Origin of the sequence: Streptomyces sp. NPDC056169, assembly GCF_042268445.1 — a bacterium.
GTDB lineage: Bacteria > Actinomycetota > Actinomycetes > Streptomycetales > Streptomycetaceae > Streptomyces.
The window spans coordinates 1-24,161 of sequence record NZ_JBHJUO010000001.1 but is presented as its reverse complement, the minus strand read 5'-3'; the positions used below and the strand labels follow the sequence as shown (position 1 = coordinate 24,161).

General features: G+C 70.9%; 26 protein-coding genes. 16 read left to right on the top strand and 10 right to left on the bottom strand.

What is annotated here, in order from left to right:
- Window positions 1-45: 45 nt before the first annotated feature.
- Complete coding sequence (locus ACFC0G_RS00130; RefSeq protein ID WP_376394687.1) at window positions 46-1,437, bottom strand: metallopeptidase TldD-related protein; 1,392 nt, start codon at window positions 1,435-1,437, stop codon at window positions 46-48.
- Window positions 1,438-1,543: 106 nt separating this feature from the next.
- Window positions 1,544-3,067, bottom strand: a complete 1,524-nt coding sequence (locus tag ACFC0G_RS00125; protein WP_376394684.1) for a TldD/PmbA family protein — start codon at window positions 3,065-3,067, stop codon at window positions 1,544-1,546.
- 270 nt (window positions 3,068-3,337) lie between these two features.
- Between ACFC0G_RS00125 and fabG the strand changes: the two genes are divergently transcribed.
- The 3 genes from fabG to ACFC0G_RS00110 all read left to right on the top strand — a co-directional run bounded on the left by fabG (window position 3,338) and on the right by ACFC0G_RS00110 (window position 5,469).
- Window positions 3,338-4,057 carry a 3-oxoacyl-[acyl-carrier-protein] reductase gene (gene fabG, locus ACFC0G_RS00120; protein ID WP_376394681.1) on the top strand — a complete coding sequence of 240 codons (720 nt, stop codon included), beginning with the start codon at window positions 3,338-3,340 and terminating at the stop codon, window positions 4,055-4,057.
- A 4-nt stretch (window positions 4,058-4,061) separates the two neighbouring features.
- Window positions 4,062-4,838 (top strand): enoyl-ACP reductase FabI, encoded by a 777-nt coding sequence (fabI, locus tag ACFC0G_RS00115; protein ID WP_125749898.1) that lies wholly within the window; start codon window positions 4,062-4,064, stop codon window positions 4,836-4,838.
- A gap of 184 nt (window positions 4,839-5,022) precedes the next feature.
- Window positions 5,023-5,469, top strand: a complete 447-nt coding sequence (locus tag ACFC0G_RS00110; protein ID WP_376394678.1) for a hypothetical protein — start codon at window positions 5,023-5,025, stop codon at window positions 5,467-5,469.
- Here ACFC0G_RS00110 and ACFC0G_RS00105 read toward each other — a convergent pair.
- Window positions 5,378-6,127 carry a FadR/GntR family transcriptional regulator gene (locus tag ACFC0G_RS00105; protein ID WP_376394675.1) on the bottom strand — a complete coding sequence of 250 codons (750 nt, stop codon included), beginning with the start codon at window positions 6,125-6,127 and terminating at the stop codon, window positions 5,378-5,380. The two genes, ACFC0G_RS00110 and ACFC0G_RS00105, sit on opposite strands and share 92 nt — an antisense overlap.
- 63 nt (window positions 6,128-6,190) lie before the next feature.
- Between ACFC0G_RS00105 and ACFC0G_RS00100 the strand changes: the two genes are divergently transcribed.
- The 4 genes from ACFC0G_RS00100 (at window position 6,191) to ACFC0G_RS00085 (ending at window position 8,574) form a co-directional block, all read left to right on the top strand.
- Window positions 6,191-7,525, top strand: a complete 1,335-nt coding sequence (locus ACFC0G_RS00100) for a CynX/NimT family MFS transporter (RefSeq protein ID WP_376394672.1) — start codon at window positions 6,191-6,193, stop codon at window positions 7,523-7,525.
- Between the two features lie 17 nt (window positions 7,526-7,542).
- On the top strand, window positions 7,543-7,659 hold the full coding sequence (locus tag ACFC0G_RS00095; protein ID WP_260605691.1) for an SGM_5486 family transporter-associated protein: 117 nt from the start codon (window positions 7,543-7,545) through the stop codon (window positions 7,657-7,659).
- Between the two features lie 157 nt (window positions 7,660-7,816).
- Complete coding sequence (locus ACFC0G_RS00090) at window positions 7,817-8,020, top strand: hypothetical protein (protein ID WP_376394668.1); 204 nt, start codon at window positions 7,817-7,819, stop codon at window positions 8,018-8,020.
- A 35-nt stretch (window positions 8,021-8,055) separates the two neighbouring features.
- Entirely contained in the window at window positions 8,056-8,574 is a 519-nt protein-coding gene (locus ACFC0G_RS00085) for a histidine phosphatase family protein (protein WP_376394665.1), read from the top strand.
- A 283-nt stretch (window positions 8,575-8,857) separates the two neighbouring features.
- On the opposite strand, the gene serB is transcribed toward ACFC0G_RS00085, so the two are convergent.
- Window positions 8,858-10,072 (bottom strand): phosphoserine phosphatase SerB, encoded by a 1,215-nt coding sequence (gene serB, locus ACFC0G_RS00080; protein ID WP_376394662.1) that lies wholly within the window; start codon window positions 10,070-10,072, stop codon window positions 8,858-8,860.
- A gap of 198 nt (window positions 10,073-10,270) precedes the next feature.
- Between serB and ACFC0G_RS00075 the strand changes: the two genes are divergently transcribed.
- Window positions 10,271-12,871 (top strand): FHA domain-containing protein, encoded by a 2,601-nt coding sequence (locus ACFC0G_RS00075; protein ID WP_376394659.1) that lies wholly within the window; start codon window positions 10,271-10,273, stop codon window positions 12,869-12,871.
- A gap of 89 nt (window positions 12,872-12,960) precedes the next feature.
- On the opposite strand, the gene ACFC0G_RS00070 is transcribed toward ACFC0G_RS00075, so the two are convergent.
- Window positions 12,961-13,758: a transglycosylase SLT domain-containing protein gene (locus ACFC0G_RS00070; RefSeq protein ID WP_376394656.1), complete on the bottom strand. Its 798-nt coding sequence runs from the start codon at window positions 13,756-13,758 to the stop codon at window positions 12,961-12,963.
- Between the two features lie 614 nt (window positions 13,759-14,372).
- Between ACFC0G_RS00070 and ACFC0G_RS00065 the strand changes: the two genes are divergently transcribed.
- From ACFC0G_RS00065 to ACFC0G_RS00055, 3 genes are all read left to right on the top strand, one after another.
- Window positions 14,373-15,518, top strand: coding sequence for a GAF domain-containing sensor histidine kinase (locus ACFC0G_RS00065; protein WP_376394653.1), 1,146 nt, complete (start codon window positions 14,373-14,375; stop codon window positions 15,516-15,518).
- On the top strand, window positions 15,511-16,155 hold the full coding sequence (locus tag ACFC0G_RS00060; RefSeq protein WP_376394650.1) for a response regulator: 645 nt from the start codon (window positions 15,511-15,513) through the stop codon (window positions 16,153-16,155). Before ACFC0G_RS00065 ends, ACFC0G_RS00060 begins: the two co-directional genes overlap by 8 nt.
- Before the next feature lie 164 nt (window positions 16,156-16,319).
- Entirely contained in the window at window positions 16,320-16,562 is a 243-nt protein-coding gene (locus ACFC0G_RS00055) for a chaplin (RefSeq protein ID WP_359679161.1), read from the top strand.
- A gap of 166 nt (window positions 16,563-16,728) precedes the next feature.
- On the opposite strand, the gene ACFC0G_RS00050 is transcribed toward ACFC0G_RS00055, so the two are convergent.
- Window positions 16,729-17,520: a hypothetical protein gene (locus ACFC0G_RS00050; protein WP_376394647.1), complete on the bottom strand. Its 792-nt coding sequence runs from the start codon at window positions 17,518-17,520 to the stop codon at window positions 16,729-16,731.
- Between the two features lie 135 nt (window positions 17,521-17,655).
- Here ACFC0G_RS00050 and ACFC0G_RS00045 point away from each other — a divergent pair, with 135 nt between their 5' ends.
- The 4 genes from ACFC0G_RS00045 to ACFC0G_RS00030 all read left to right on the top strand — a co-directional run bounded on the left by ACFC0G_RS00045 (window position 17,656) and on the right by ACFC0G_RS00030 (window position 20,927).
- Window positions 17,656-18,453, top strand: coding sequence for an ABC transporter ATP-binding protein (locus ACFC0G_RS00045; protein ID WP_376394644.1), 798 nt, complete (start codon window positions 17,656-17,658; stop codon window positions 18,451-18,453).
- 76 nt (window positions 18,454-18,529) lie between these two features.
- Window positions 18,530-18,961, top strand: coding sequence for an NfeD family protein (locus ACFC0G_RS00040; protein ID WP_376394641.1), 432 nt, complete (start codon window positions 18,530-18,532; stop codon window positions 18,959-18,961).
- A 161-nt stretch (window positions 18,962-19,122) separates the two neighbouring features.
- Complete coding sequence (locus ACFC0G_RS00035) at window positions 19,123-20,061, top strand: SPFH domain-containing protein (RefSeq protein WP_376394639.1); 939 nt, start codon at window positions 19,123-19,125, stop codon at window positions 20,059-20,061.
- Window positions 20,062-20,153: 92 nt separating this feature from the next.
- Window positions 20,154-20,927 carry a sulfite exporter TauE/SafE family protein gene (locus tag ACFC0G_RS00030; RefSeq protein WP_376394637.1) on the top strand — a complete coding sequence of 258 codons (774 nt, stop codon included), beginning with the start codon at window positions 20,154-20,156 and terminating at the stop codon, window positions 20,925-20,927.
- An 83-nt stretch (window positions 20,928-21,010) separates the two neighbouring features.
- Here ACFC0G_RS00030 and ACFC0G_RS00025 read toward each other — a convergent pair whose 3' ends face one another.
- The 3 genes from ACFC0G_RS00025 to ACFC0G_RS00015 all read right to left on the bottom strand — a co-directional run bounded on the left by ACFC0G_RS00025 (window position 21,011) and on the right by ACFC0G_RS00015 (window position 23,046).
- A complete protein-coding gene (locus tag ACFC0G_RS00025; RefSeq protein WP_024756197.1) occupies window positions 21,011-21,517 on the bottom strand; it encodes an HNH endonuclease in 507 nt (168 codons plus the stop codon).
- A 164-nt stretch (window positions 21,518-21,681) separates the two neighbouring features.
- Window positions 21,682-22,221 carry a YbhB/YbcL family Raf kinase inhibitor-like protein gene (locus tag ACFC0G_RS00020; protein ID WP_376394634.1) on the bottom strand — a complete coding sequence of 180 codons (540 nt, stop codon included), beginning with the start codon at window positions 22,219-22,221 and terminating at the stop codon, window positions 21,682-21,684.
- Between the two features lie 42 nt (window positions 22,222-22,263).
- A complete protein-coding gene (locus ACFC0G_RS00015) occupies window positions 22,264-23,046 on the bottom strand; it encodes a sporulation protein (RefSeq protein ID WP_376394632.1) in 783 nt (260 codons plus the stop codon).
- An 87-nt stretch (window positions 23,047-23,133) separates the two neighbouring features.
- Here ACFC0G_RS00015 and ACFC0G_RS00010 point away from each other — a divergent pair, with 87 nt between their 5' ends.
- Complete coding sequence (locus ACFC0G_RS00010) at window positions 23,134-23,796, top strand: DNA-3-methyladenine glycosylase (protein ID WP_376394630.1); 663 nt, start codon at window positions 23,134-23,136, stop codon at window positions 23,794-23,796.
- Window positions 23,797-23,945: 149 nt separating this feature from the next.
- Here the strand turns inward: ACFC0G_RS00010 and ACFC0G_RS00005 are convergent.
- Window positions 23,946-24,161 (bottom strand): hypothetical protein (locus ACFC0G_RS00005; protein WP_376394628.1); only part of this gene is annotated, 216 nt, incomplete at its 5' end.

Genomic DNA, 24,161 nt, shown 5'->3' with positions numbered 1-24,161 from the left:
AGTCTCCTCAGGTTGTTGGTGGTACGACGACTCAGTCTAGGTGGGTCAGACCCCCTTGCTGACCGAGCTCATGTTGAAGTCCGGCACCCGCAGGGCGGGCATCGCGGCCCGGGTGAACCAGTCGCTCCACTCGCGCGGCAGCGTCTTCTCCGTCCGGCCCGCCTCCGAGGCCCGCGACAGCAGGTCCACCGGCGACTCGTTGAACCGGAAGTTGTTCACCTCGCCGACGACCTCGCCGTTCTCGACGAGGTAGACGCCGTCCCGGGTCAGTCCGGTCAGCAGCAGCGTCGCCGGATCGACCTCGCGGATGTACCAGAGGCAGGTCAGCAGCAGACCGCGCTCGGTGGAGGCCACCATCTCCTCCAGGGAGCGCTCGCCGCCGCCGTCCAGGATCAGGTTCCCCGCCCCGGGCGCCACGGGCAAGCGAGTAAGTCCCGCGGTGTGCCGGGTGGTGATGAGGTGGGCCAGGCTGCCGGCCTTCACCCAGTCGATCGGCCCGACCGGCAGACCGTTGTCGAAGACGGAGGAGTCGTCGCCGGAGGAGTGCGCGATCACGAACGGCGCGGACTCCAGGCCCGGCTCGTTCGGGTCGCTGCGCAGGGTCAGCGGCAGCGGGGAGAGGGTCTCGCCGAGCCGGGTGCCGCCGCCGGGCTTGGAGAAGACCGTACGGCCCTCCACCGCGTCCCGGGCGGTGGACGACCACAGCTGGTAGATCATCAGGTCGGCCACGGCGGTCGGCGGCAGCAGCGTCTCGTACCGCCCGGCGGGCAGCTCGATGCGCCGCTCCGCCCAGCCGAGGCGGGTCGCCAGCTCGGCGTCGAGCGCGGCCGGGTCGACGTCCTTGAAGTCCCGCGTCGAGCGGCCGGCCCACGCGGAGCGCGAGCGGTCCGGGGACTTCGCGTTCAGCTCCAGCGTCCCGTTCGGCTGGTCGTGCCGGAGCCGCAGCCCCGTCGACGTCCCCAGGTACGTGGAGGTCAGCTCGTGGTTGGCGAAGCCGTAGAGCTCGCGCCCGCCGGCCCGGGCCCGGGCGAAGGCCTCGCCGAGCGCCGGGGCGAAGTCGGCGAAGACGGCGGAGGAGGTCTCGGCCGGGGCGTCCGTGAAGTCGGGGGAGGAGGACCCGCCCTCGACCAGCGGCTGGGCGTCCTCGGCGGGCCCGGCGGCCCGCGCGGCGGCCTCGGCGGCCCGGACCAGCGGCTCCAGGTCGTCGACGGTCACGGCGGAGCGGGACACGACACCGGAGGCGGTGCCCTGGGCGCCGTCGACGGTCGCGATGACGGTGAGCGTACGACCCCGGGTGACACCGTTGGTCGTCAGCGCGTTCCCGGCCCAGCGCAGATTGGCCGAGGACTCCTCGTCCGCGATGACGACACACCCGTCGGCACGGGACAGCTCAAGCGCCCGCTCGACGATCTCGTACGGCTTGCTGACGCGGCTCATCGACCGGCCTCCTGCGTCGTGTTCAGGCTGTGCTTGCCCGGGGGACACTGCATCTGATTGCGGCCGCGCCGCGGGCCGGACCCCCGGCAAATCTGGTGGCGCGCGCTCATCGACCGGCCTCCTGCGTCGTGTTCAGAATGTTGACGCCCCGGAAGAGGGCGGAGGGGCAGCCGTGGGAGACCGCGGCGACCTGGCCCGGCTGGGCCTTGCCGCAGTTGAACGCGCCGCCGAGCACGTACGTCTGCGGGCCGCCGACCTGCTCCATCGAGCCCCAGAAGTCCGTCGTCGTCGCCTGGTACGCCACGTCCCGCAGCTGCCCGGCGAGCCGGCCGTTCTCGATGCGGAAGAAGCGCTGACCGGTGAACTGGAAGTTGTAGCGCTGCATGTCGATCGACCACGACCGGTCGCCGACCACGTAGATGCCGCGCTCGACCCCGCCGATCAGGTCCTCGGTCGACAGGCCGCCCGGGTCCGGCTGGAGCGAGACGTTCGCCATCCGCTGCACCGGCACGTGCGCGGGGGAGTCCGCGAAGGCGCAGCCGTTCGAGCGGCCGAGGTCCGTGAGCTTCGCGATCCGCCGGTCCAGCTGGTAGCCGACGAGCGTGCCGTCCTTGACCAGGTCCCAGCTCTGCGCCTCGACGCCCTCGTCGTCGTACCCGATGGTCGCCAGGCCGTGCTCGGCGGTCCTGTCACCCGTCACGTTCATGATCGACGAGCCGTACGCCAGCTTGCCCAGCTGGTCGAAGGTGGCGAAGGAGGTGCCCGCGTAGGCCGCCTCGTAGCCGAGGGCCCGGTCCAGCTCGGTGGCGTGGCCGATGGACTCGTGGATGGTCAGCCACAGGTTCGACGGGTCCACGACGAGGTCGTACCGGCCCGCCTCGACGCTCGGCGCCCGCATCTTCTCGGCGAGCAGCCCCGGGATCTCGTCGAGCTCCTTGTCCCAGTCCCAGCCGGTGCCCGTCAGGTACTCCCAGCCCCGCCCGGCCGGCGGCGCGATCGTCCGCATCGAGTCGAACTCGCCGGTCGTGTCGTCGACGGCGACCGCCGTGAGCTGCGGGTGCAGCCGGACGCGCTGCTGGGTGGTGACCGTGCCGGCCGTGTCCGCGTAGAACTTGTTCTCGTGGACGGTGAGCAGCGACGCGTCGACGTGCGCCACGCCGTCCGCCCGCAGGAGTCGCGCGCTCCAGTCGGCGAGCAGCGCGCTCTTCTCCTCGGCGGGGACGGAGAACGGGTCGATCTCGTACGAGGAGACCCAGGTGCGCTCGGCGTGCACCGGCTCCTCGGCCAGCTCCACGCGCTCGTCCGAACCCGCCGCCGCGATCACCTTCGCCGACAGCTTGGCCATGGCGACCGCCTGCGAGGCGACCTTCGCGGCACCGTCCATGGTCAGGTCGACCCCGGAGGCGAAACCCCAGGCCCCGCCGTGCACCACCCGCACCGCGTAGCCGAGGTCGGTGGTGTCCGAGGAACCGGACGGTTTGGCGTCGCGCAGCCGCCACGAGGCGCTGCGCACCCGCTCCAGGCGGAAGTCCGCGTGCTCGGCGCCGAGCGCGCGCGCCCGGGCGAGCGCCGCGTCGGCGAGCGCCCGCAGGGGCAACGCGACGAACGTAGGGTCGATCTGATGGACCACGAGCGGCCTCGCTCTCGGTGATCGGAAGTCTGGGGTGGAGACGGTGGTTCAGCTGTCCCGGAAGTCAATCATGGGAAGGGCGGCCGGGTGGGCCCATTAGAGGGGCTCCGCGGGCCGCGCGCCGGGGGCTCCCGGGCGGACCCGCACCGTCCCCGAGCTGTAGGGATCCGACAGTGACGCCCCGATGCCACTGTCGGAGGTCGATTCCTCATGTCGGGGGCGATACCGATAGGTTTTCGGCTACCAGACCGCTATCGAAAGGGTGATCCGTTGAGCCGCTCGGTTCTCGTCACCGGAGGAAACCGGGGCATCGGCCTCGCCATCGCCCGCGCGTTCGCCGAGGCCGGCGACAAGGTCGCGATCACGTACCGCTCCGGCGAGCCGCCGGCCGCCCTGGTCGAACTCGGCTGCCTGCCCGTCAAGTGCGACATCACCGACACGGAGCAGGTGGAGCAGGCGTACAAGGAGATCGAGGAGAAGCACGGTCCGGTCGAGGTCCTCGTGGCCAACGCCGGCGTGACGAAGGACCAGCTCCTCATGCGCATGTCGGAGGAGGACTTCACGTCCGTCGTCGACACCAACCTGACCGGCACCTTCCGGGTCGTCAAGCGCGCCAACCGGGGGATGCTGCGGGCCAAGAAGGGCCGCGTCGTCCTCATCTCCTCGGTCGTCGGTCTGCTGGGCTCCGCGGGCCAGGCCAACTACGCCGCCTCCAAGGCCGGCCTGGTCGGTTTCGCCCGCTCCCTCGCGCGTGAGCTCGGCTCGCGCAACATCACGTTCAACGTCGTCGCCCCTGGTTTCGTCGACACCGACATGACCGCGGTCCTCACCGACGAGCAGCGCGCGGGCATCGTGTCCCAGGTGCCGCTGGGCCGTTACGCGCAGCCGGAGGAGATCGCCGCCGCGGTGAAGTTCCTCGCCTCCGACGACGCCTCGTACATCACTGGAGCCGTCATCCCGGTTGACGGCGGATTGGGCATGGGTCACTGATCACATGAGCGGAATTCTCGAGGGCAAGCGCATCCTGATCACGGGTGTGCTGATGGAGTCCTCCATCGCCTTCCACACCGCGAAGCTGGCCCAGGAGCAGGGCGCGGAGATCATCCTCACCGCCTGGCCCCGGCCGTCGCTGACCGAGCGCATCGCCAAGAAGCTCCCCAAGCCCGAGAACGTGAAGGTCCTGGAGCTCGACGTCTCCAACGACGAGCACCTCGCGCGCCTGGAGGGTCAGGTCCGTGAGCAGCTGGGCGACCGTCTCGACGGCATCGTCCACTCCATCGGCTTCGCCCCGCAGGACGCCCTCGGCGGCAACTTCCTGAACACGCCGTTCGAGTCCGTCGCCACGGCCATGCACGTCTCCGCCTTCTCCCTGAAGTCGCTGACGACGTCGCTGCTGCCGCTGATGACGGAGGGCGGCTCGGTCGTCGGCCTCACCTTCGACGCGCAGTTCGCCTGGCCGCAGTACGACTGGATGGGCCCGGCCAAGGCCGCCCTTGAGGCCACCAGCCGCTACATGGCCCGCGACCTGGGCAAGCGGAACATCCGCTGCAACCTGATCTCGGCGGGCCCGATCGGTTCGATGGCCGCGAAGTCCATCCCGGGCTTCAGCGAGCTCGCGGCGGTCTGGGACAGCCGTTCCCCGCTGGAGTGGAACCTCGCCGACCCGGAGCCGGCCGGCAAGGGCGTCGTGGCGCTGCTCTCCGACTGGTTCCCGAAGACGACGGGCGAGATCGTCCACGTCGACGGCGGTCTGCACGCGATCGGCGCGTAAGCACCCGCAGCACGGCCGAGGGCCCGCGCGTCTCCCCTGGTGGGGAGGGTGCGCGGGCCCTCTCCGTCTGTCTGGAAGGTCCTCGACAGCTCGTCGACAGCTCCTCGACTCGAAAAGTCGCGCGAATCACCCCAGACTGGGGCGGAGCGTGATGTTCTGCTGCTGACGGGGAGGAGGTACGGGCATGCGCGCGATACGTCACGGGTTGGGCGCGTTCGCCTCGGTCGCCGCTCTGCTCACCGGGGTCGCCGTCGCCGCCGAGGTGAACGCCGCTCCCGCCCCGGCCGAGGAGCTCCCCGCCGCCGCCCCGGCGGCCGAGGAGCCGGAGAACTTCGGGGCGTCCTGCCGCACCGTCGTCCAGGGCTCCCGCGTCACCGCCTACTGCCAGAACCCGTACCCCGGCACCGACCGCGTCCGGCTCCACGTCGAGTGCGACCGCTGGTGGGACATCGACACCGACAGCGCCCCCGTGGAGGTCGGCCCCGCGGACTACGCCCGGGTCACCGGCCGCTGCTGGAAGGAGGTCGCATCCGCCTGGGTCACGCACGAGCCGGCGGAACCGGCCCCCGCGCAGGCGCCGTCCCCGCCGTCGGTGCGGCCCCCGGCCCCGGCCCCGGCACCGGGCTCTTGAGGCACATGAAGGGGTAGCCGGCGGCCTCCGTCCCGGCCCGCTCGGCGTCGCCCTCGCGGATCGCGTCCACCAGCCGCGCGTGGTCCATGTGGTTCTCCGGCCGCAGCTCCCGACCCACGTCGTCGCGCAGCCAGTCCCGCAGGAGATCGCCCAGGTCCGCGTAGAGCTCCGTCAGCACGTCGTTGCCCGAGGCGGCGACGACCGCGTGGTGGAAGGCCGCGTCGACCGTCACGAACCGCTCCGCGTCACCCGACTCCCAGGCCTCCTCGCGGCGTACGAGCAGCGCGTCGAGCTGCTTCAGGTCCCGCTCCGTGCGCCGCTCCGCGGCGAAGCGGGCCGCGGCGGACTCCAGGGTCGAGCGCAGCTCCGCGACGTGCCGGGGGTCGGAGCCGGCGAAGCGCCGGTGCATGACCCCGGCCAGCTCGCTGGTGGCGATGACGTACGTCCCCGAGCCCTGGCGGATGTCGAGCAGCCCGTTGTGCGCCAGCGCCCGGACGGCCTCGCGCACGGTGTTGCGGGCCACGCCCAGCTGCTCGACCAGCTCGGGCTCGGTCGGGATGCGCGAACCCACCGGCCATTCGCCGGAGGTGATCTGGTTCCGCAGCTCGGCGATCACCTGATCGGAGAGTCCTGCGCGCCGCGGGTGGCCGAGGGCCATGGAGTACCGTCCCCTTCGTTCGAGATTGGACAACCAATCATCCCATGATTCTATGATGGCCTCATGGCTGACGAACCGAAGACCCTCGAACCCGCCGTACGACCGGCCGGGATCACCGCCCGAGCGGCCGTCGCCGCCGGCGATTCTCCCGCACCCGGCCGGGCGCAGCGCTGGACCCTCGGGCTCGTCACCGTCGGCCTCGTCCTCGCCGCGTTCAACCTGCGCCCCGCCATCACCAGCCTCGGCGCGCTCCTCGAAGAGGTCAGCGAAGGCCTCCACATGAGCGGCAGCGTCGCCGGCGTCCTCACCTCCGTCCCCCCGCTCTGCTTCGCGGTCTTCGGCATCACCGCCCCGCGCCTCGCCCGCCGCTTCGGCCCCGCCGCCGTCGTCTGCGCGGGCATGGCCGCGATCTTCACCGGCCTCGTCGTCCGCCCCTTCGCCTCCGGCACGGTCGGCTTCCTCGCCGCCAGCGCCCTCGCGCTCATGGGCATAGCCGTCAGCAACGTCCTGATGCCCGTGATCGTCAAGCGGTACTTCCCCGACCGCGTCGGCACCATGACCGGCCTGTACTCCATGGCGCTCGCCCTCGGCACCTCCGTCGCCGCGGCGGCGACCGTTCCGATGACCGACGCCCTCGGCGGGGACTGGCGCCTCGGCCTCGGCATCTGGGCCGTCCTCGCCTCGCTCGCCGTCCTGCCCTGGATCCCGCTGCTCCGCGACCGTGACCGCGACCGCGGCGACCGTGACCGCGGCGCCCGCGGCCGTACGGAGAAGGCGACCGCGACCGCCGCCCCCGCGGACACCACCACCACCGCCGCCCCGCGCATCACCCGCAGCCGCACCGCCTGGGCCCTCGGCTGCTTCTTCGGCCTCCAGGCCACCGGCGCCTACATCACCATGGGCTGGATGCCGCAGATCTTCCGCGACGCCGGGGTCCCCGCCTCCACCGCGGGCGTCCTCCTCGCCGTCACCATGGTCATGGGCGTCCCGCTCGCCTTCGTCATCCCCCGGCTCGCGACCCGGATGAAGAACCAGGGACCGATCGTCGTCGCCCTCGCCCTGTGCGGCCTCGGCGGCTACACCGGCCTCTTCTTCGCCCCGGCCGCCGGAGCCTGGGTCTGGGCCGTCCTGCTCGGCATCTCCAACTGCGCCTTCCCGCTCGCCCTCACCATGATCGGAATGCGCTCGCGGACCGGCGCCGGCGTCGTCCGCCTCTCCGCCTTCGCACAGAGCGTCGGCTACCTCATCTCCATCCCCGGCCCCCTCCTCGTCGGCGTGCTCTACCAGCACAGCGGCGGCTGGGGACTGCCCATCGCGCTCATGGGCGGCCTGATGGTGCCGCAGATGATCGTGGGCACCCTCGCCGGGAGGGACCGGACGGTCGAGGACGAATGCTGAGATGCGAGACTGGTCCCATGCCAGTCCTCGAACCCAATCCCCAGAACGGCCAGAAGAAGCTGCTCATCGTGCTCGGCGCGATGCTCGGCATCACGGTGGTCATCGCCGTGATCGCCTCCCTCGCCTCACCGTGACCCCCGGGGGTGGGGACAACCCCCGCATCCCCTAGGGGGTGAGTGTCAGGGTGAAGTGGGTGGATCACCTGATGGGCCGACGGGCGCCCGATCCGTACGTTGGAGACAACCCGCCGGAGACGGCGGCCAAAGGATCTCCCACCCCTCGGAGGCGGCCATGTCGGCCCGTACGGACACCAGCACCCGGCCCCTGCCGACCGGCGTCGACACCCGGCTGCCCTGGTGGGCGCTCGCCCTCCCCGTGGCCGCGTTCGGCGTCCTGCTGCTGCTCATAGCGGGGCCGGGAGGTACCCCCGCGACCAGTGGTGACCTGGGGGTCGGCCGGGTCCTGGAGCACCTCCAGCAAACGCTCGCTCTCTGAGTCACCGAAAGCCGTTCCGTGCGAAGCTGTTGACCATGAGCGTCGATACACCCCGCAGGATCGTGCTGCTCCGCCACGCGAAGGCGGACTGGAGCGACGAGTCCGACCACGAGAGGCCCCTCGCCGAGCGAGGCCGCGCGGACGCCCCCGTCGTGGGCCGCAGGCTCGCCGGGACCGGCATCGGCTTCGACCTGGCCCTCTGTTCGACCGCCGTCAGAACCAGGGAGACCTGGAAGCTGGCCGTGCACGAACTGCCGGAGCGCCCCAGGACCGTGTACGAGGACCGGCTGTACGAGGCCTCGCTCGGCGAGCTCATCGCCCTGCTCAACGAGACCTCGGAGGACGTCGACGACCTCCTCGTCGTCGGCCACAACCCCGGGATGCACGCCCTCGCGGACGCCCTCGCGGGCGAGTCCGACGGAGACACGCTGCCCCGTATGACCCGCAGCGGCTTCCCGACCTCCGCCTACGCCGTCCTCACCTTCAACGGCACCTGGAAGTCGCTGGAGCACGGCGCCGCACGGCTCGTGGACTTCTGGACCCCGCACGCCTGACGAGCGGTACCCCGCCCCGTACGCGAGAGGGCCCGGCCGTCCGAAGACGACCGGGCCCTCTCCCGTACGGGCGTACCGGCGGCCAGGGCCTGTCCGGCGGCGGTACAGGGTCGGACAGGCCCTAGGGGGTGTCTTGCCGATCAGGCCGGGCTCGCGGCGCCTGGCACCGCGCCTCGCCGCGTTGTCGTCGGTCGCCAACGCTCCGCGTTGACTCCCTCCTCCGCCTTGCGATGCACGGCCCCAGACGCCGCTCCCTGATCCGGCCTGATCGACAAGACACCCCCTAGTGCAGCAGGTCCTCGCCGCCGTCGGCGGCCTCGACCTCCTCGCGCGTGATTCCGAGCAGATAGAGCACGGTGTCCAGGAACGGCACGTTCACCGCCGTGTCGGCGGCCCGGCGCACCACCGGCTTGGCGTTGAACGCCACCCCGAGCCCCGCCGCGTTCAGCATGTCCAGGTCGTTGGCCCCGTCGCCGATGGCCACGGTCTGCGCCAGCGGCACACCCGCCTCCGTGGCGAACCGGCGCAGCAGCCGCGCCTTGCCCGCACGGTCCACGATCTCGCCGGTCACCCGCCCGGTGAGCTTGCCGTCCACGATCTCCAGGGTGTTGGCCGAGGCGAAGTCGAGCCCGAGCCGCTCCTTCAGATCGTCGGTGACCTGCGTGAACCCGCCGGACACGACGCCCACCTGGTAGCCGAGCCGCTTGAGCGTACGGATCAGGGTCCGGGCCCCCGGCGTCAGCCGCACCTCCGCGCGGACCTTGTCGACCACCGAGGCGTCCAGCCCGGCGAGCAGCTCCACCCGCGCGTGCAGCGACTGCTCGAAGTCCAGCTCGCCGCGCATCGCGGCCGCCGTCACCTCGGCGACCTTGTCCTCGCACCCCGCGTGCGCCGCGAAGAGCTCGATGACCTCGTCCTGGATCAGGGTCGAGTCGACGTCCATGACGACGAGCCGCTGGGCCCGCCGGTGCAGCCCGGCGGAGACCACGGCCACGTCCACGCCGATGGTGTGGGCCTCGGTCGCCAGCGCCGTCCGCAGCGGCTCGGTCTCGCAGCCCGAGACGGCGAACTCCACGGCCGTCACCGGGTACTTCGCGAGGCGGAAGACACGGTCGATGTTGCCACCGGCCTCCGCGATCCTGGCCGCTATGGCCGCCGTCTGCTCCGCGGTGAGCGGGTTGCCGAGCACGGTGACGTGCGAGCGTCCCTCGCCGCGCGGCCGGTTGTCACCCGTACCCGAGATGATCTCGGCCTGGAGCTTCAGGGACTCGGCCCAGCTGTGGACGGTCGCCCGCAGCTCGCCCTGCGAGGCGACGGTGGGCTCGGTGACGAGCGCGCACAGGACGAGACGGCCGCGGGAGACGACCTGCTCGATGTCCACGACGTCGACGGAGTAGGCGGCGAGGGTGTCGAAGAGTCCGGCGGTGATCCCGGGACGGTCCTTGCCGAAGATCTTGACGAGAAGGGTGGGAACGTCTGAGGTCTGCGATGCGCTCATGGTGGTTCCACCGTATCGGGCACCTCGTGCCACCTGACCCCCCGTCCCGCCCAGCGGACACCCGAGTGGTCGTGGACTTGCCCCGCGCGGCTCCTCACACGGCCCGACTTTCGGAGAGGGGACCGGGCCTGAAATAGTTCCCCCCGATGTTCGCCATCCCTAGACTCCCGACCTCGGGGGTACATCGGGGGACAAGTAGTGGGGCATGGAGTGCCAGAACTCGTACTGGAATTGAATGGAAGGACCTGGACTCTCGATCCGTCCAGGTCGTACACCTTGGGTCGCGATCCGCAGGGCGACCTGGTCATCGACGACGCCCGGGTCTCGTGGCGGCACGCCACCGTCAGCTGGGGCGGCCGGAGTTGGGTCATCGAGGACCACGGCTCCACGAACGGCACGTTCGTCCAGGGGCAGCGGATCCACCAGATGGAGATCGGCCCGGGATCGGCCGTTCACCTCGGCAACGCGACCGACGGACCCCGGCTGAATCTCGCCGCCGGAGCCCAGGCCGCGCACCAGGCCCACCAGCCGCCGGCCCAGGCCCAGGCACCGGTGGCCCAGCCCGCCGCCCACCAGGCCGGCCCGGCGCAGGCCGCCGCCCAGGCCGACTGGGCGACGCACCAGGCCCCGCCGCCGCAGCAGCAGGCCCCGGCGCAGCAGGGCTGGCAGCAGCAGGCCCAGCAGCAGCACGCACAGCCGCAGGTCCCGCACCAGCAGGGCGGCCCCCAGGGCCCCCACCACGGTCACCAGGGGCCCGGCGCCGCCGCGGGGGCGTCGTCGGCCTACGCCGACCGCAGCCCCACCACGTTCCATCAGCTGAACCTCGGCCACGTCATGCGCATCGGCCGTGCCCTCGAGAACGAGCTGGTCGTCTCCGACCTCCAGGTCTCGCGGCACCACGCCGACTTCCACGCGACGCCCGACGGCCGCTTCGAGATCCGTGACCTCGGCTCGCACAACGGCACGTACGTCAACGGTCAGCCGATCCCCAAGGGCGGCTCGGCCGTCCTCGGCCCGCAGGACATCGTCGGCGTCGGCCACTCGACGTTCCGCATCGTCGGCGGCCAGCTGGAAGAGTTCGTCGACACCGGCTCCGTCTCCTTCTCGGCCCGCCACCTCACGGTGGAGGTCGACGGCGGCAAGAAGATCCTCCAGGACGTCTCCTTCGGCGTCCCGGAGAAGTCGCTGATCGGTGTCATCGGCCCGTCCGGCTCCGGAAAGTCCACGCTGCTCAAGGCGCTGACCGGCTACCGCCCGGCCAACGAGGGCGACGTCCTCTACGACAACCGGAGCCTCTACAAGCAGTTCGCCGAGCTGCGCCAGCGCATCGGTCTGGTCCCGCAGGACGACATCCTGCACAAGGAGCTGACCGTCCAGAAGGCGCTCCGCTACGCGGCCAAGCTCCGCTTCCCCGGCGACACCGCCGCGGCCGAGCGCGAGGCCCGTATCGACGAGGTGCTGCGCGAGCTCAAGCTCGACATCCACCGGGAGAAGAAGGTCACCTCCCTCTCCGGCGGCCAGCGCAAGCGCGTCTCCGTCGCCCTGGAGCTCCTCACCAAGCCGTCGCTGATCTTCCTGGACGAGCCGACCTCCGGCCTCGACCCGGGCATGGACCGCGACGTCATGCAGCTGCTGCGCGGCCTCGCCGACGACGGCCGCACGGTCCTCGTCGTCACCCACTCGGTGGCCGAGCTGGGTCTCTGCGACAAGCTCCTTGTCATGGCGCCCGGCGGTTCCGTGGCGTACTTCGGCCCGCCGGAGGAGGCGCTGAACTTCTTCGGCTACTCCACCTGGGCCGACGTCTTCTCCGCCTTCGAGAACTACCGCGACTACGACTGGGCGGGCCGCTGGAAGGGCTCGCAGCACTACCAGATGTACGCCGCGGACATCGACGCCGTCGCCGCGCAGCCCGTCCAGATGCCGCAGCAGGCGATGGCCCGCCCGCCGAAGCCGCAGGGCTGGGGCTCGCAGCTGTGGACGCTGATCCGCCGCTACGTCTCGGTGATCGCCTCCGACAAGGGCTTCCTTGGCCTGATGGTGATCCTGCCGGCCGTCCTCGGCGCGGTCTCGGTCGTCATCCCGGCGGACTTCGGCCTCGGCTCGCCGACGGCACCGTCCCGCTTCAACGGCGACGCGGGAACGATCATGCTGATCCTCATGGTCGGCATGTGCTTCAGCGGCGCGGCCAACTCGGTCCGCGAACTGATCAAGGAGCGGGTCATCTACGAGAGGGAGCGCGCCACCGGCCTCTCCCGCTCCGCGTACCTGATGTCCAAGGTGATCGTCCTCGGCCTGATCACGGCCTTCCAGGGCGTCATCATCTGCGGCATCGGCTTCTCCACCCGCGCGCTGCCCGCCGAGGGCCTCCTCATGCCCCCGGCCGTCGAGCTGTGCATCCAGGTGATCGCCCTCGGCCTCACCTCGATGATGTTCGGCCTGGTCATCTCCGCGCTCGTGAAGACCGCCGAGAAGACCATGCCGCTGCTCGTCATGTTCGCGATCATCCAGGTCGTGTTCACCGGCATCCTCTTCCAGGTGTACGGCTCGCCCGGCCTGGAGCAGTTCGCCTGGCTGATGCCCTCCCGCTGGGGCATCGCCGGCGCCGGCACCACCCTCGACCTGGCCCGCCTCATGCCGCCGTGGGACCCGAAGAACCCCACGGACACCGACTCCCTGTGGGAGCACACGGCCGGCCAGTGGGGCTTCGACCTCGGCGTCCAGCTGCTCATGGCCGCCGTCTGCTGCGTCGTCGTGGCGCGGCTGCTGCGCCGCCACGAGCCCGAGGTCATGCGCAAGTGACCCCGTAGGCAGTACGCCCGAGGGCGGCACCCCGCACAGGGGGTGCCGCCCTTCGGCGTACGCCAGGAGAATCCGCGGAGAAGCGGGGATCAGTAGGCGCTGTTGACGTTGTCGATCGAGCCGTAGCGGTCGGCCGCGTAGTTGGCGGCGGCGACGATGTTGGCGACCGGGTCGTACTGGTCGAACGCGGTGCCGGGCACGTGGTAGGTCTTGAAGGTCGGGTAGATGACCTGGAGCAGACCCTTCGACGGGATGCCGTTGATGGCGTTGATGTCCCAGTTGTTGATCGCCCGCGGGTTGCCGCTGGACTCGCGCATGATGTTCTTGTGCAGGCCGTTGTAGCTGCCCGGGATGTTGTGCTTGTCCATGATGGACAGCGCCTCGCGGATCCAGCCGTCGAGGTTGTTCGCGTAGACCGGGGTACGGGCGACGGAACGGCTCGCGGCCGCCTTCTCCGCGGCGCGCTTCTTCGCGGCCGCCTTCGCCTTGGCCTCGGCCTTCGCCTTCGCGGCGGCCTTGGCTCGGGCGTCCGCCTTCGCCTTCGCCGCGGCCTTCGCCTTGGCGTCGGCCTTGGCCTTCGCGGCGGCCTTCGCCTTCGCCGCGGCCTTCGCCTTGGCGTCGGCCTCCTGCTTGGCCTTCAGGCCGACAGTGGTGTGCTGCTCGGTGACGCTGGCGGCCAGCGCCTTCGCCTGCGGGCTGGCGGCGTCGTACGACCACGCGACCTGCTGCGTACCGGAGAGGGCCTGGGGCTCGGTCTCGGTGGAGCCACCGTTGCCCTGCACGAGGGAGAGGGTCAGTGCTGCGGCGCTCAGAGCGGCGACGCCGGCGATCGTGGCCTTGTGGGTCTTCTTCAGACCACGACTGTGGCCAGGAGTGTTCGCAGACATCAGGACTACCTCTTCGAATCGCAGGGGTTGTCGCTCGCCGGGGCGGCGCTGCGCCTGCTCGGCGGCGACGAGGGCAATTCTTAGCGGCAGCAAAATCGCGTGGCAAAGGTGTGACGTACGATCCCGGGTAGTGGATCAGGGTCCCGTGCACGGGCCACGGAACGCTCGTTGTGGCCAGGTTCCTCCGCCTCTATCAGGCCTCCTGGCGTCCACTAGCGGCCTTCGTAAGTGATGTGGGTCCTATGCGCGGGCTCACATCGGGCACGTAACAAACTCACCGCGCGTTGCGGACGCAATGCACACGGTGAGGCAGGTCCTCCGGAGGGAGGAGAAGGACGCCACCGCCCTCCTCCCGAAGGCGCCCAACACCCCACCGCCCTCCTCCCGAAGGCGCCCCGCACCCCACCCGCCCACGCTCCATCCGCCCCGCGCCCCATCCGCCCCACCGGACCCGCGCCCCATCCGCCCCACCGGCTCCCGCCCCGCGTCCCCGCCGCCGCCGACACCGAGCCCGTCGGCCCCGACAGGGGCACGTGGACCTAGGTCCCGGGTCCCCCTCCTCCGCCGTCCCCGGGCGGATATGCACGGTCACACCCCGCCGGTACGGTGAACGCATGAGCCATCGACCGAGCTCCGGCCTCGCCGCCGTGAGCACCGCACTCCTCGCGATGAGCCGCCGTCTGGAGGTCCGCGACGTCCTCAAGACGATCGTCGCCTCCGCCCGCGAGCTCCTCGACGCCGAGTACGCGGCCCTGGGCGTCCCGGACGACCACGGCGGCTTCGCCCAGTTCGTGGTCGACGGCGTCAGCGACGAGCAGTGGAAGGCGATCGGCCCCCTGCCACGCCAGCACGGCATCCTCGCCGCGATGCTCCACAAGGCCGAACCCGAGCGGCTCGGGGACGTCCGCAAGGACCCCCGCTTCGAGGGCTGGCCGGACGCCCACCCCGAGATGTCCGACTTCCTCGGCCTCCCCGTCAGGGACGGCGACGAGATCCTCGGCGCCCTCTTCCTCGCGAACAAGCGCTGCCCGAAGGAGACCGGCAGCTGCGGCTTCACCGCGGAGGACGAGGAACTGCTCTCGATCCTCGCCCAGCACGCGGCCATCGCCCTCACCAACGCCCGGCTGTACGAGCGCAGCCGCGAGCTCACCATCGCCGAGGAGCGCTCCCGCCTGGCCCACGAGCTCCACGACGCCGTCAGCCAGAAGCTCTTCTCGCTCCGGCTCACGGCCCAGGCCGCGGCCGCCCTCGTCGACCGCGACCCCGCCCGGGCCAAGGACGAGCTCCACCAGGTCGCCGTCCTCGCCGCCGAGGCGGCGGACGAGCTGCGCGCCGCCGTCGTCGAGCTGCGCCCCGCCGCGCTCGACGAGGACGGCCTCGTCCACACCCTCCGCACCCAGATCCAGGTCATGGACCGCGCCCACACCGCCCGGGTCACCTTCGAGAGCCCGGGCGTACGGGCCCTGCCCGCAGCCCAGGAGGAGGCCGTCCTCCGCGTCGCCCAGGAAGCCCTGCACAACGCCCTGCGCCACGCCGAGGCGGAGCTCGTCACCGTCACCCTCGCCCGCAGCGGCCAGGGCGCGCGGCTCACCGTCACCGACGACGGCAAGGGCTTCGACCCGCGGACGGTCCGCAGCGCCGGCCGCCACCTCGGCCTGGTCTCCATGCGGGACCGGGCGGGCGGCGTCGGCGGCGCACTCACCGTGACCTCGGCCCCCGGCGAGGGCACCACGATCGAGATGGAGGTTCCCGGTGGCTGACAAGCCGATCCGTGTCCTGCTGGTCGACGACCACCAGGTCGTCCGCCGAGGCCTGCGCACCTTCCTCGAGGTGCAGGACGACATAGAAGTGGTGGGGGAGGCCTCCGACGGCGCCGAAGGAGTCGCCCGTGCCGAGGAGCTCCGCCCCGACGTGGTCCTCATGGACGTGAAGATGCCCGGCACCGACGGCATCGAGGCGCTGAAGCGGCTCCGCGAGCTGGCCAACCCGGCCAGGGTCCTGATCGTCACGAGCTTCACCGAACAGCGCACGGTCGTCCCCGCGCTCCGCGCCGGCGCCTCCGGATACGTCTACAAGGACATCGACCCCGAAGCCCTGGCCGGCGCCATCCGCTCCGTCCACGCGGGCCACGTCCTGCTCCAGCCCGAGGTCGCCGGCGCGCTCCTCAGCCAGGAGGACTCCCCGGGGGGTACGGGACGGGGCTCGACCCTCACGGAGCGCGAGCGCGAGGTCCTCGGCCTGATCGCGGACGGCCGCTCCAACCGCGAGATCGCCCGCGCGCTCGTCCTCTCCGAGAAGACGGTCAAGACGCACGTCTCGAACATCCTCATGAAGCTCGACCTCGCGGACCGCACCCAGGCCGCCCTCTGGGCGGTCCGCAACGGCCTCACGGAGTGACGCGCCCCTGAACGAGCGCCTTGCGCGCCGGGGCGCACGACCGTTCAGTCCTTCATACCGTCGGGTGTATATCCCCCGTTCGGCGCAACCCGGCGGGGGCGGCGGCGTTCTCCATGACGTGCTGCGGCGGACCGGCCGCAGCGATGACCAGGAGGATGTACCAAGTGAAGAACCTCAAGAAGGCCGCTGCCGTCACCATGGTCGCCGGTGGCATCATCGCCGCCGGTGCGGGTGTCGCCTCCGCCCACGGCGCCGAGGCCGACGGCAAGGCCCTCAACTCGCCGGGCGTCGCGTCCGGCAACCTGGTGCAGGTCCCGGTCCACGTCCCCGTGAACGTCTCCGGCAACACGGTCAACGTGATCGGCCTGCTCAACCCGGCCTTCGGTAACCACGCCCTCAACGGCTGAGCCACCCCAGAACCACCGGCCCCCGGACGATCCCCCGGGGGCCGGCCCCTTTTTCCGGCCGCATCTCCCACACGCGCCCCTGACACCACTCGGCCCCTGCGGGCCTCCCGGGCCTCGGCCCGCCGCGGCGGCCTCCGACCGTCGGGTCGACGGCGAGCCCCTCGGCTCAGAACCCCCGCTCGCGCTCCCGTTCCTCGACATACGCGTTGTACGCGGCGACCTGCGCCCGCCGGGCCACCCGCTCCACCGGCCGCAGCGCCTCCCCCCGCGCCGCCATTTCCGAGGCGCTGACCGCACCCCCGTGCCCGTGGTCGTACGCCAGGTCCACCAGCAGTCCGATCCGCTGGGCCAGCTCCAGGACCCGCACCGCCCGCGGCGGGTAGCCCGGGGCCAGGACCTCCCGGCCCACCTCCGCCCGCGCCCGGTACGCCGCGCGCGCCACGTCCGCCGCGGGGCCCGAGGCCGCCACGTCCAGCCGCGTCAGCACCGCCGTCGCGTCCCGCAGCGCCTCCGCGAGCTCCCGCTCCGCCTCACCGAGCGACGGCACGTCCGCCGGCGGAGCCTCCCGCACCGAGAGACAGCGCCAGACGACCTCCACATGCACGTCGCCCGCCGGCCCCGCCTCCGTGACCTCCGGCACGAGACCGTACGGCGCGCCGAAGCCCACCACGGCTTCCTCGGCCTCCAGGGCGCGCGCGTTGAAATCCGGCGGCCCGCTCAGCCCCAGCGGATGCCCCGGCGCCGGCAGCGCCACCCGCCACCCGGTCACCCCCAGCCGCCGCAGCCGGCCCAGCGCCAGCGTCAGCCCCACCGGCGCCGCCTCACCCGGCAGCCCTTCCACGCGGTGCACCGCGTCCTCCCCGACAATGGCCAGCGCCGCGTCGTCCGGCGACACCGCCCCGGCCAGCAGGGCATTGCCCCAGGCGGCCAGGCGTCCTGAGCGTGGTTCCGAAAGCATCCCCCCAGACTAAGGACTCAAAGGAAGCCCTAGGGACCGGCCCGCTCCGTCGATAACGTAGGTTTTCCCCTGGACGCCGCGCCCATCGGCGCAAGGCGACGACACGACTCGACCGCAAGGGGAGACAACGCGCTCATGAGCGATGTACTGGAGCTGGTGGACGTATCCGTGGTCCGCGGCGGACGGGCTCTGGTGGACGAGGTCTCCTGGTCGGTCAAGGAGGGCGAGCGCTGGGTGATCCTCGGACCCAACGGCGCCGGCAAGACCACCCTCCTGAACATCGCCTCCAGCTACCTCTTCCCCACCAAGGGCACCGCCACGATCCTCGGCGAGCGGCTCGGCGGCGTCGGCACCGACGTCTTCGAACTCCGCCCCCGCATCGGCATGGCCGGCATCGCCATGGCGGAGAAGCTGCCCAAGGGCCAGACCGTCCTCCAGACCGTCCTCACCGCCGCGTACGGCATGACGGCCACCTGGCACGAGGACTACGACCCGGTCGACGAGGAGCGCGCGAAGGCCTTCCTCGACCGCCTCGGCATGAACGACTACCTGGACCGCAAGTTTGGCACCCTCTCCGAGGGGGAGCGCAAGCGCACCCTGATCGCCCGCGCGATGATGACCGACCCCGAGCTCCTCCTCCTCGACGAGCCCGCCGCCGGCCTCGACCTCGGCGGCCGCGAGGACCTCGTCCGCCGCCTCGGCCGCCTCGCCCGCGACCCGTACGCGCCCTCCATGATCATGGTCACGCACCACGTCGAGGAGATCGCCCCCGGCTTCACCCACGTCCTGATGATCCGCCAGGGCAAGGTCCTCGCCGCCGGCCCCGTGGAGACCGAGCTGAGCTCCCGCAACCTCTCGCTCTGCTTCGGGCTGCCGCTCGTCGTCGAGCGCGTCGGCGACCGCTGGACCGCCCAGGGCCTGCCGCTGAAGTAGCGGACCGGAGCGCCGGCGTCCCGCACAGCCGCCCGCGCCCTGTCCCGGAAGGACCCCACCGCCCTACCATGACCACGTGGACATCGACGCGTGGGTCTGGTGGTTGATCGGCGCGGTGGGGCTCGGCATTCCGCTGGTCCTGACCGCGATGCCGGAGTTCGGCATGCTGTCCGTCGGCGCGGTCGCCGGGGCGGTGACCGCCGCCCTGGGCTTCGGCGTCACCCCCCAGGTGATCGTCTTCGCCGCCGTCTCCGTGGCGCTGGTCGCGGTGGTCCGCCCGATCGCCGCCCGCCACCGGGACGACCGGCCCCGGCTGGCCAGCGGCATCGACGCCCTGAAGGGACGTCAGGCGGTCGTCCTGGAACGGGTCGACAGCAGCGGCGGAGGCCGTATCAAACTCGCCGGGGAGATCTGGTCCGCCCGCGCGCTCGACAGCGAGCAGACCTTCGAACCGGGCGACCAGGTCGACGTCGTGGAGATCGACGGCGCGACGGCCGTCGTCATGTGACCCGAACCGCACACCGCATGTGAGCGAACCGCACGTGGCCGAACCCCATGTGACGGAACATCATGTGGCCGAACCTCGCCCATGACGTTCCGCCGTCTGGGAAACTCGATCATCGAAAGCCATCCGGCAGTCAACCGGTAGCGAAGGGCACGGGGAACACGATGTCAGCTGTCATCATCGTCCTGATCATTCTGGTGGTGCTCGTCTTCATCGCCCTGGTCAAGACGATCCAGGTCATCCCGCAGGCGAGCGCGGCGATCGTGGAGCGCTTCGGCCGCTACACCCGCACGCTCAACGCCGGACTGAACATCGTCGTCCCGTTCATAGACTCGATCCGTAATCGGATCGACCTCCGCGAACAAGTCGTCCCGTTCCCGCCGCAGCCGGTGATCACCCAGGACAACCTCGTCGTCAACATCGACACGGTCATCTACTACCAGGTGACCGACGCCCGGGCCGCGACCTACGAGGTCGCCAGCTACATCCAGGCGATCGAGCAGCTCACCGTCACCACCCTCCGCAACATCATCGGCGGCATGGACCTGGAGCGGACCCTCACCTCCCGCGAGGACATCAACGCGGCACTGCGCGGCGTCCTCGACGAGGCCACCGGCAAGTGGGGCATCCGCGTCAACCGCGTCGAGCTCAAGGCGATCGAGCCGCCGACCTCCATCCAGGACTCGATGGAGAAGCAGATGCGCGCCGAGCGCGACAAGCGTGCCGCGATCCTCACCGCGGAGGGCACCCGCCAGTCCGCGATCCTCACCGCCGAGGGTGAGAAGCAGTCCGCGATCCTCCGCGCCGAGGGCGAGTCCAGGGCCGCCGCCCTGCGCGCCGAGGGCGAGGCCCAGGCCGTCCGTACGGTCTTCGAGGCCATCCACGCGGGCGACCCCGACCAGAAGCTGCTCTCGTACCAGTACCTCCAGATGCTCCCGAAGATCGCCGAGGGCGACGCCAACAAGCTCTGGATCGTGCCCAGCGAGATCGGCGACGCCCTCAAGGGCCTCTCCGGCGCCTTCGGCAACGTCGGCGGCGGCGCTCCCGGCTTCAACACGAAGGACAGTCGGTCCGATCGGCGAGAAGAACCCCCCGTTGACTGACACGTACACGTAAGTCTCGTGCATGATCGGTGCGAGCCCCTCGACCCTGACGACCTCAGAGCGGGGAGGCGACTCACTGACCATGTAAGGAGATGGCGTTGTCCATCTGGGAAATGCTGGCGGTCTTCGCCGCCGGCATCGGCGCCGGCACCATCAACACCATCGTCGGATCGGGAACGCTCATCACGTTCCCGGTCCTCCTCGCGACCGGGCTCCCCCCGATCACCGCGAACGTCTCCAACGCCCTGGGCCTCGTCCCCGGCTCCATCAGCGGGGCCATCGGCTACCGCCGCGAACTGAAGGGCCAGAAGGCCCGCATCCTCCGCCTCGGCAGCGTGGCCCTCCTCGGCGGCCTCATCGGCGCGATCCTGCTCCTCGCGCTCCCGTCCGACGCCTTCGACGCGATCGTCCCCGTCCTCATCGGCCTCGCGCTCGTCCTGGTCCTCCTCCAGCCCCGCATCGCCGTCGCCGTGCAGCGACGCCGCGAGCAGACCGGCACCGTGGCCCACCCCGACGGCGGCCCCGTCCTCCTCGTCGGCCTTTGCTTCGCCAGCATGTACGGCGGGTACTTCGGCGCCGCCCAGGGAGTGCTCTACCTCTCGCTCATGGGCCTGCTGCTCCACGACACCCTGCAGCGGATCAACGCCGTCAAGAACATCCTCGGCGCCCTCGTCAACGGCGTCGCCGCCGTCTTCTTCCTCTTCGTCGCCGAGTTCGACTGGACCGCCGTCGTCCTCATCGCCGTCGGCTCCACCATCGGAGGCCAGATCGGCGCCAAGGTCGGACGCAAGCTGCCGCCGTCCGTCCTGCGCGGAGTGATCATCGCGGTCGGCATCGTGGCGATCCTCCAGCTGACGCTGAACTAACCCGGCCCACGGAAGAGCCCGCCTCCCCACACAGGGGAAGGCGGGCTCACACCGTACAAACGGCCCATACCGCACGAGAAGGTCTACGCGGCCGAGTTCGCCAGCCACTCCGGCAGCTCGGACCGCTCACCCGCCCGCATCGCGAGCAGCATCGCGTCCGCAGGCGACGGCACGAACGGCTCGTGCAGCAACGGCATCCCCGCCTGCTCCGGCGTCCGGTCGGCCTTGCGGTGGTTGTCCTCGGCGCAGGAAGCGACGGTATTCAGCCAGCTGTCCCCGCCCCCCTGGGCCCGCGGCACGACATGGTCGACGGTCGTCGCCCTCCTCCCGCAGTACGCGCACCGGTGTTGGTCCCTGACCAGCACCCCCCGCCTCGACCACGGGGCGTGTCTTCGGAAGGGCACCCGCACGTACCGGCAGAGCCTGATCACCCGCGGCACCGGAAGATCGACGGCGGCACCTCGCACCCGCAGCTCGGGATGGGCCTGCTCGACGACGGCCTTGTCCTGAAGAACAAGCACCACCGCACGGTTGAGAGTGACCGTCGACAGCGGCTCGAAGCTCGCGTTGAGTACCAGCGTGTCCCGCATTGTGCCCACCTCCCGTGTGCCGGCCCCGCCCCGGAGCGGGGCGTGGGGCCTGGATCAACGATGGCCGGGCCGGCCGGGGTTGGACAACGCAATTTCCCGCGAAACAAAAGATGCCCGCTTCTGATCTCTCCAAGACCAGAAGCGGGCAAACAACAAACGAACGATCAGACCGCCGCGGGAGCCGCGTACTCACCGATCAACTGGGCACGCCCCAGCGTGTGGAACCGCAGATTGAAGCCGACCGCCGCCGGCGACACGTCGCCATCGGGACCGAGCTTCTCGCTGTCCACCGCGTACACGGTGAAGACGTAGCGGTGCGCCGGGTCCCCGGGCGGGGGAGCGGCGCCGCCGAACTCCTTCGTGCCGTAGTCGTTCCGTACGTGCACGGCCCCGGCCGGCAGCCCCTCGAACGACCCCGACCCGGCACCGACGGGCAGCTCCGTCACCGACACCGGGATGTCGAACAGCGACCAGTGCCAGAACCCGCTGCCCGTCGGGGCGTCCGGGTCGAAGCAGGTCACGGCGAAGCTCTTCGTCTCCGCGGGGAAGCCCTCCCAACGCAGGTGCGGAGAGGTGTTCCCCGCCGCGTACACCTGCGCGTCCTTCAGCACCGCACCCGGCGCGATGTCGTCGCTCACCACCGTGAACGACGCCACCGGCGGATGGAAATCGTGAGGGAGCGGCGCCCTCTTACCCTCGGACACGTGGAGCCTCCGTATCGCCTGTCGCTGGTTACCCGGCCGAGCCTAGAGCCAGTTGCGACGGCCGCCGACCTCGGCGAGCCACTGGTTCAGGTAGGCCGCCCAGTCGGTCGTGTGGAAGTCGTGCAGGCCCACCTTGAACGCACGGAACGAATCGCTGCCCTCGCCGAACAGACCGGGCTTCTTGTCCATCTCCAGGACGACGTCCATCTCACGGTCGTCGGCGACGAAGCTGACCTCGACCTGGTTCAGCCCGCGGTACTGCTGCGGCGCGAAGAACTCGATCTCCTGGTAGAAGGGCAGCTTCTGCCGCGTCCCCCGGATGTGCCCGCGCTCCATGTCCGCGCTCTTGAAGCGGAAGCCCAGACCGATGAACGCGTCCAGGATCGCCTGCTGCGCCGGCAGCGGGTGCACGTTGATCGGGTCCAGGTCGCCGGAGTCCACGGCACGCGCGATCTCCAGCTCGGTGACCACACCGATGTTCATGCCACGCAGCTGCTGACCGGCGATGGCGGTCACCGGGGTCTCCCACGGCACCTCGATACCGAACGGCACGACGTGCACCGCGCCGGCCTTCACCTCGAAGGCACCGCCCAGCCGCACCTTGAGGAACTCGACGTCCTGCTTGTGCTCCTGGTCGCCGCCCTCGACCTCGACCCGCGCCTGCAGGCCGACGGAGAGCGCCTCGATCTGCTGGTCGACGCTGCCGCCCTGGATCCGCACCTCACCCTGGACGACACCACCCGGAACCACGTTCTCCTCGGAGAGCACGGTCTCCACGGTGGCCCCACCGGCACCCAGGCTCGCGAGCAGCTTCTTGAATCCCATGACTTCCACTCCTTCTCGGTACTGACCTCTACATACGCGCGACGACCGTAACCGGTTCCCCGCCGGCCGCCACTACGCTCGGCCGCCATGAGCGACACCCCCTCCCGTACGCCGCTCCCGCGGGCCTTCTTCGACCGCCCCGTCCTGGAGGTCGCCCCCGACCTGCTCGGCCGCACCCTCGTCCGTACCTCCCCGGCGGGCCGGATGGAACTGCGCCTCACGGAGGTGGAGGCGTACGCCGGCGCGATCGACCCCGGCTCGCACGCCTTCCGCGGCCGCACGTCACGCAACGCCGTCATGTTCGGCCCGCCCGGGCACGCGTACGTCTACTTCACCTACGGCATGTGGCACTGCCTCAACCTGGTCTGCGGCCCCGAGGGCGAGGCGAGCGGAGTCCTCCTGCGCGCCGGCGAGATCCTGACCGGCGCCGATCAGGCCCGGGCCCGCCGCCGCTCGGCCCGCCACGACCGGGAGCTGGCCCAGGGCCCCGCCCGCCTGGCCACGGCCCTGGACATCGCCCTCTCCCTGAACGGCACGGACACCTGCGCCGGCCCCGAAGCCCCGCTCTCCCTGCTCACCGGCACGCCACCCGCGCCGGCCGCGATCAGCAGCGGCCCGCGCACGGGCGTCGGCGGCGACGGCGCCCCCCACCCCTGGCGCTTCTGGATCACGGACGACCCGACGGTCAGCCCGTACCGCGCCCACACCCCCCGGAAGCGTCGGCTTGACTCGGCCCCTCCGACCGCCTAACGTAGCCCGAGCCGCTGGAAACGGGCCTGCTTGTTCAAGCACCCCGTAGCGGCCACCCACTACTCTCGATGATTCCCCAGCAGGGGCTTATTTCGGCATTCCCGAAATTCGTTTCGAATGACTCGATTATGAGTCGCCAGAGAAATCAGCTAAAGTAGTGACCACGCCGGAAGGGCCCAGCGCGAAAGCGAAATGGGACCGGAAAGCGCCGAGGAAATCGGATCGGAAAGATCTGATAAGCTTCGGAACGAAGGGAAGCCCGGAGGAAAGCCCGAGAGGGTGAGTACAAAGGAAGCGTCCGTTCCTTGAGAACTCAACAGCGTGCCAAAAATCAACGCCAGATTAGTTGATACCCCGTCCATCTT

What these genes read in the sequence shown, in the direction of transcription:
- ACFC0G_RS00130 (WP_376394687.1), bottom strand. Translation starts at nt 1,437, where the DNA reads ATGAGCCGCGTCAGCAAGCCGTACGAGATCGTCGAGCGGGCGCTTGAG.
- fabI (WP_125749898.1), top strand. Translation starts at nt 4,062, where the DNA reads ATGAGCGGAATTCTCGAGGGCAAGCGCATCCTGATCACGGGTGTGCTG.
- ACFC0G_RS00110 (WP_376394678.1), top strand. Translation starts at nt 5,023, where the DNA reads ATGCGCGCGATACGTCACGGGTTGGGCGCGTTCGCCTCGGTCGCCGCT.
- ACFC0G_RS00105 (WP_376394675.1), bottom strand. Translation starts at nt 6,127, where the DNA reads ATGGCCCTCGGCCACCCGCGGCGCGCAGGACTCTCCGATCAGGTGATC.
- ACFC0G_RS00100 (WP_376394672.1), top strand. Translation starts at nt 6,191, where the DNA reads ATGGCTGACGAACCGAAGACCCTCGAACCCGCCGTACGACCGGCCGGG.
- ACFC0G_RS00095 (WP_260605691.1), top strand. Translation starts at nt 7,543, where the DNA reads ATGCCAGTCCTCGAACCCAATCCCCAGAACGGCCAGAAGAAGCTGCTC.
- ACFC0G_RS00090 (WP_376394668.1), top strand. Translation starts at nt 7,817, where the DNA reads ATGTCGGCCCGTACGGACACCAGCACCCGGCCCCTGCCGACCGGCGTC.
- ACFC0G_RS00085 (WP_376394665.1), top strand. Translation starts at nt 8,056, where the DNA reads ATGAGCGTCGATACACCCCGCAGGATCGTGCTGCTCCGCCACGCGAAG.
- serB (WP_376394662.1), bottom strand. Translation starts at nt 10,072, where the DNA reads ATGAGCGCATCGCAGACCTCAGACGTTCCCACCCTTCTCGTCAAGATC.
- ACFC0G_RS00070 (WP_376394656.1), bottom strand. Translation starts at nt 13,758, where the DNA reads ATGTCTGCGAACACTCCTGGCCACAGTCGTGGTCTGAAGAAGACCCAC.
- ACFC0G_RS00065 (WP_376394653.1), top strand. Translation starts at nt 14,373, where the DNA reads ATGAGCCATCGACCGAGCTCCGGCCTCGCCGCCGTGAGCACCGCACTC.
- ACFC0G_RS00050 (WP_376394647.1), bottom strand. Translation starts at nt 17,520, where the DNA reads ATGCTTTCGGAACCACGCTCAGGACGCCTGGCCGCCTGGGGCAATGCC.
- ACFC0G_RS00045 (WP_376394644.1), top strand. Translation starts at nt 17,656, where the DNA reads ATGAGCGATGTACTGGAGCTGGTGGACGTATCCGTGGTCCGCGGCGGA.
- ACFC0G_RS00035 (WP_376394639.1), top strand. Translation starts at nt 19,123, where the DNA reads ATGTCAGCTGTCATCATCGTCCTGATCATTCTGGTGGTGCTCGTCTTC.
- ACFC0G_RS00030 (WP_376394637.1), top strand. Translation starts at nt 20,154, where the DNA reads ATGGCGTTGTCCATCTGGGAAATGCTGGCGGTCTTCGCCGCCGGCATC.
- ACFC0G_RS00025 (WP_024756197.1), bottom strand. Translation starts at nt 21,517, where the DNA reads ATGCGGGACACGCTGGTACTCAACGCGAGCTTCGAGCCGCTGTCGACG.
- ACFC0G_RS00015 (WP_376394632.1), bottom strand. Translation starts at nt 23,046, where the DNA reads ATGGGATTCAAGAAGCTGCTCGCGAGCCTGGGTGCCGGTGGGGCCACC.
- ACFC0G_RS00010 (WP_376394630.1), top strand. Translation starts at nt 23,134, where the DNA reads ATGAGCGACACCCCCTCCCGTACGCCGCTCCCGCGGGCCTTCTTCGAC.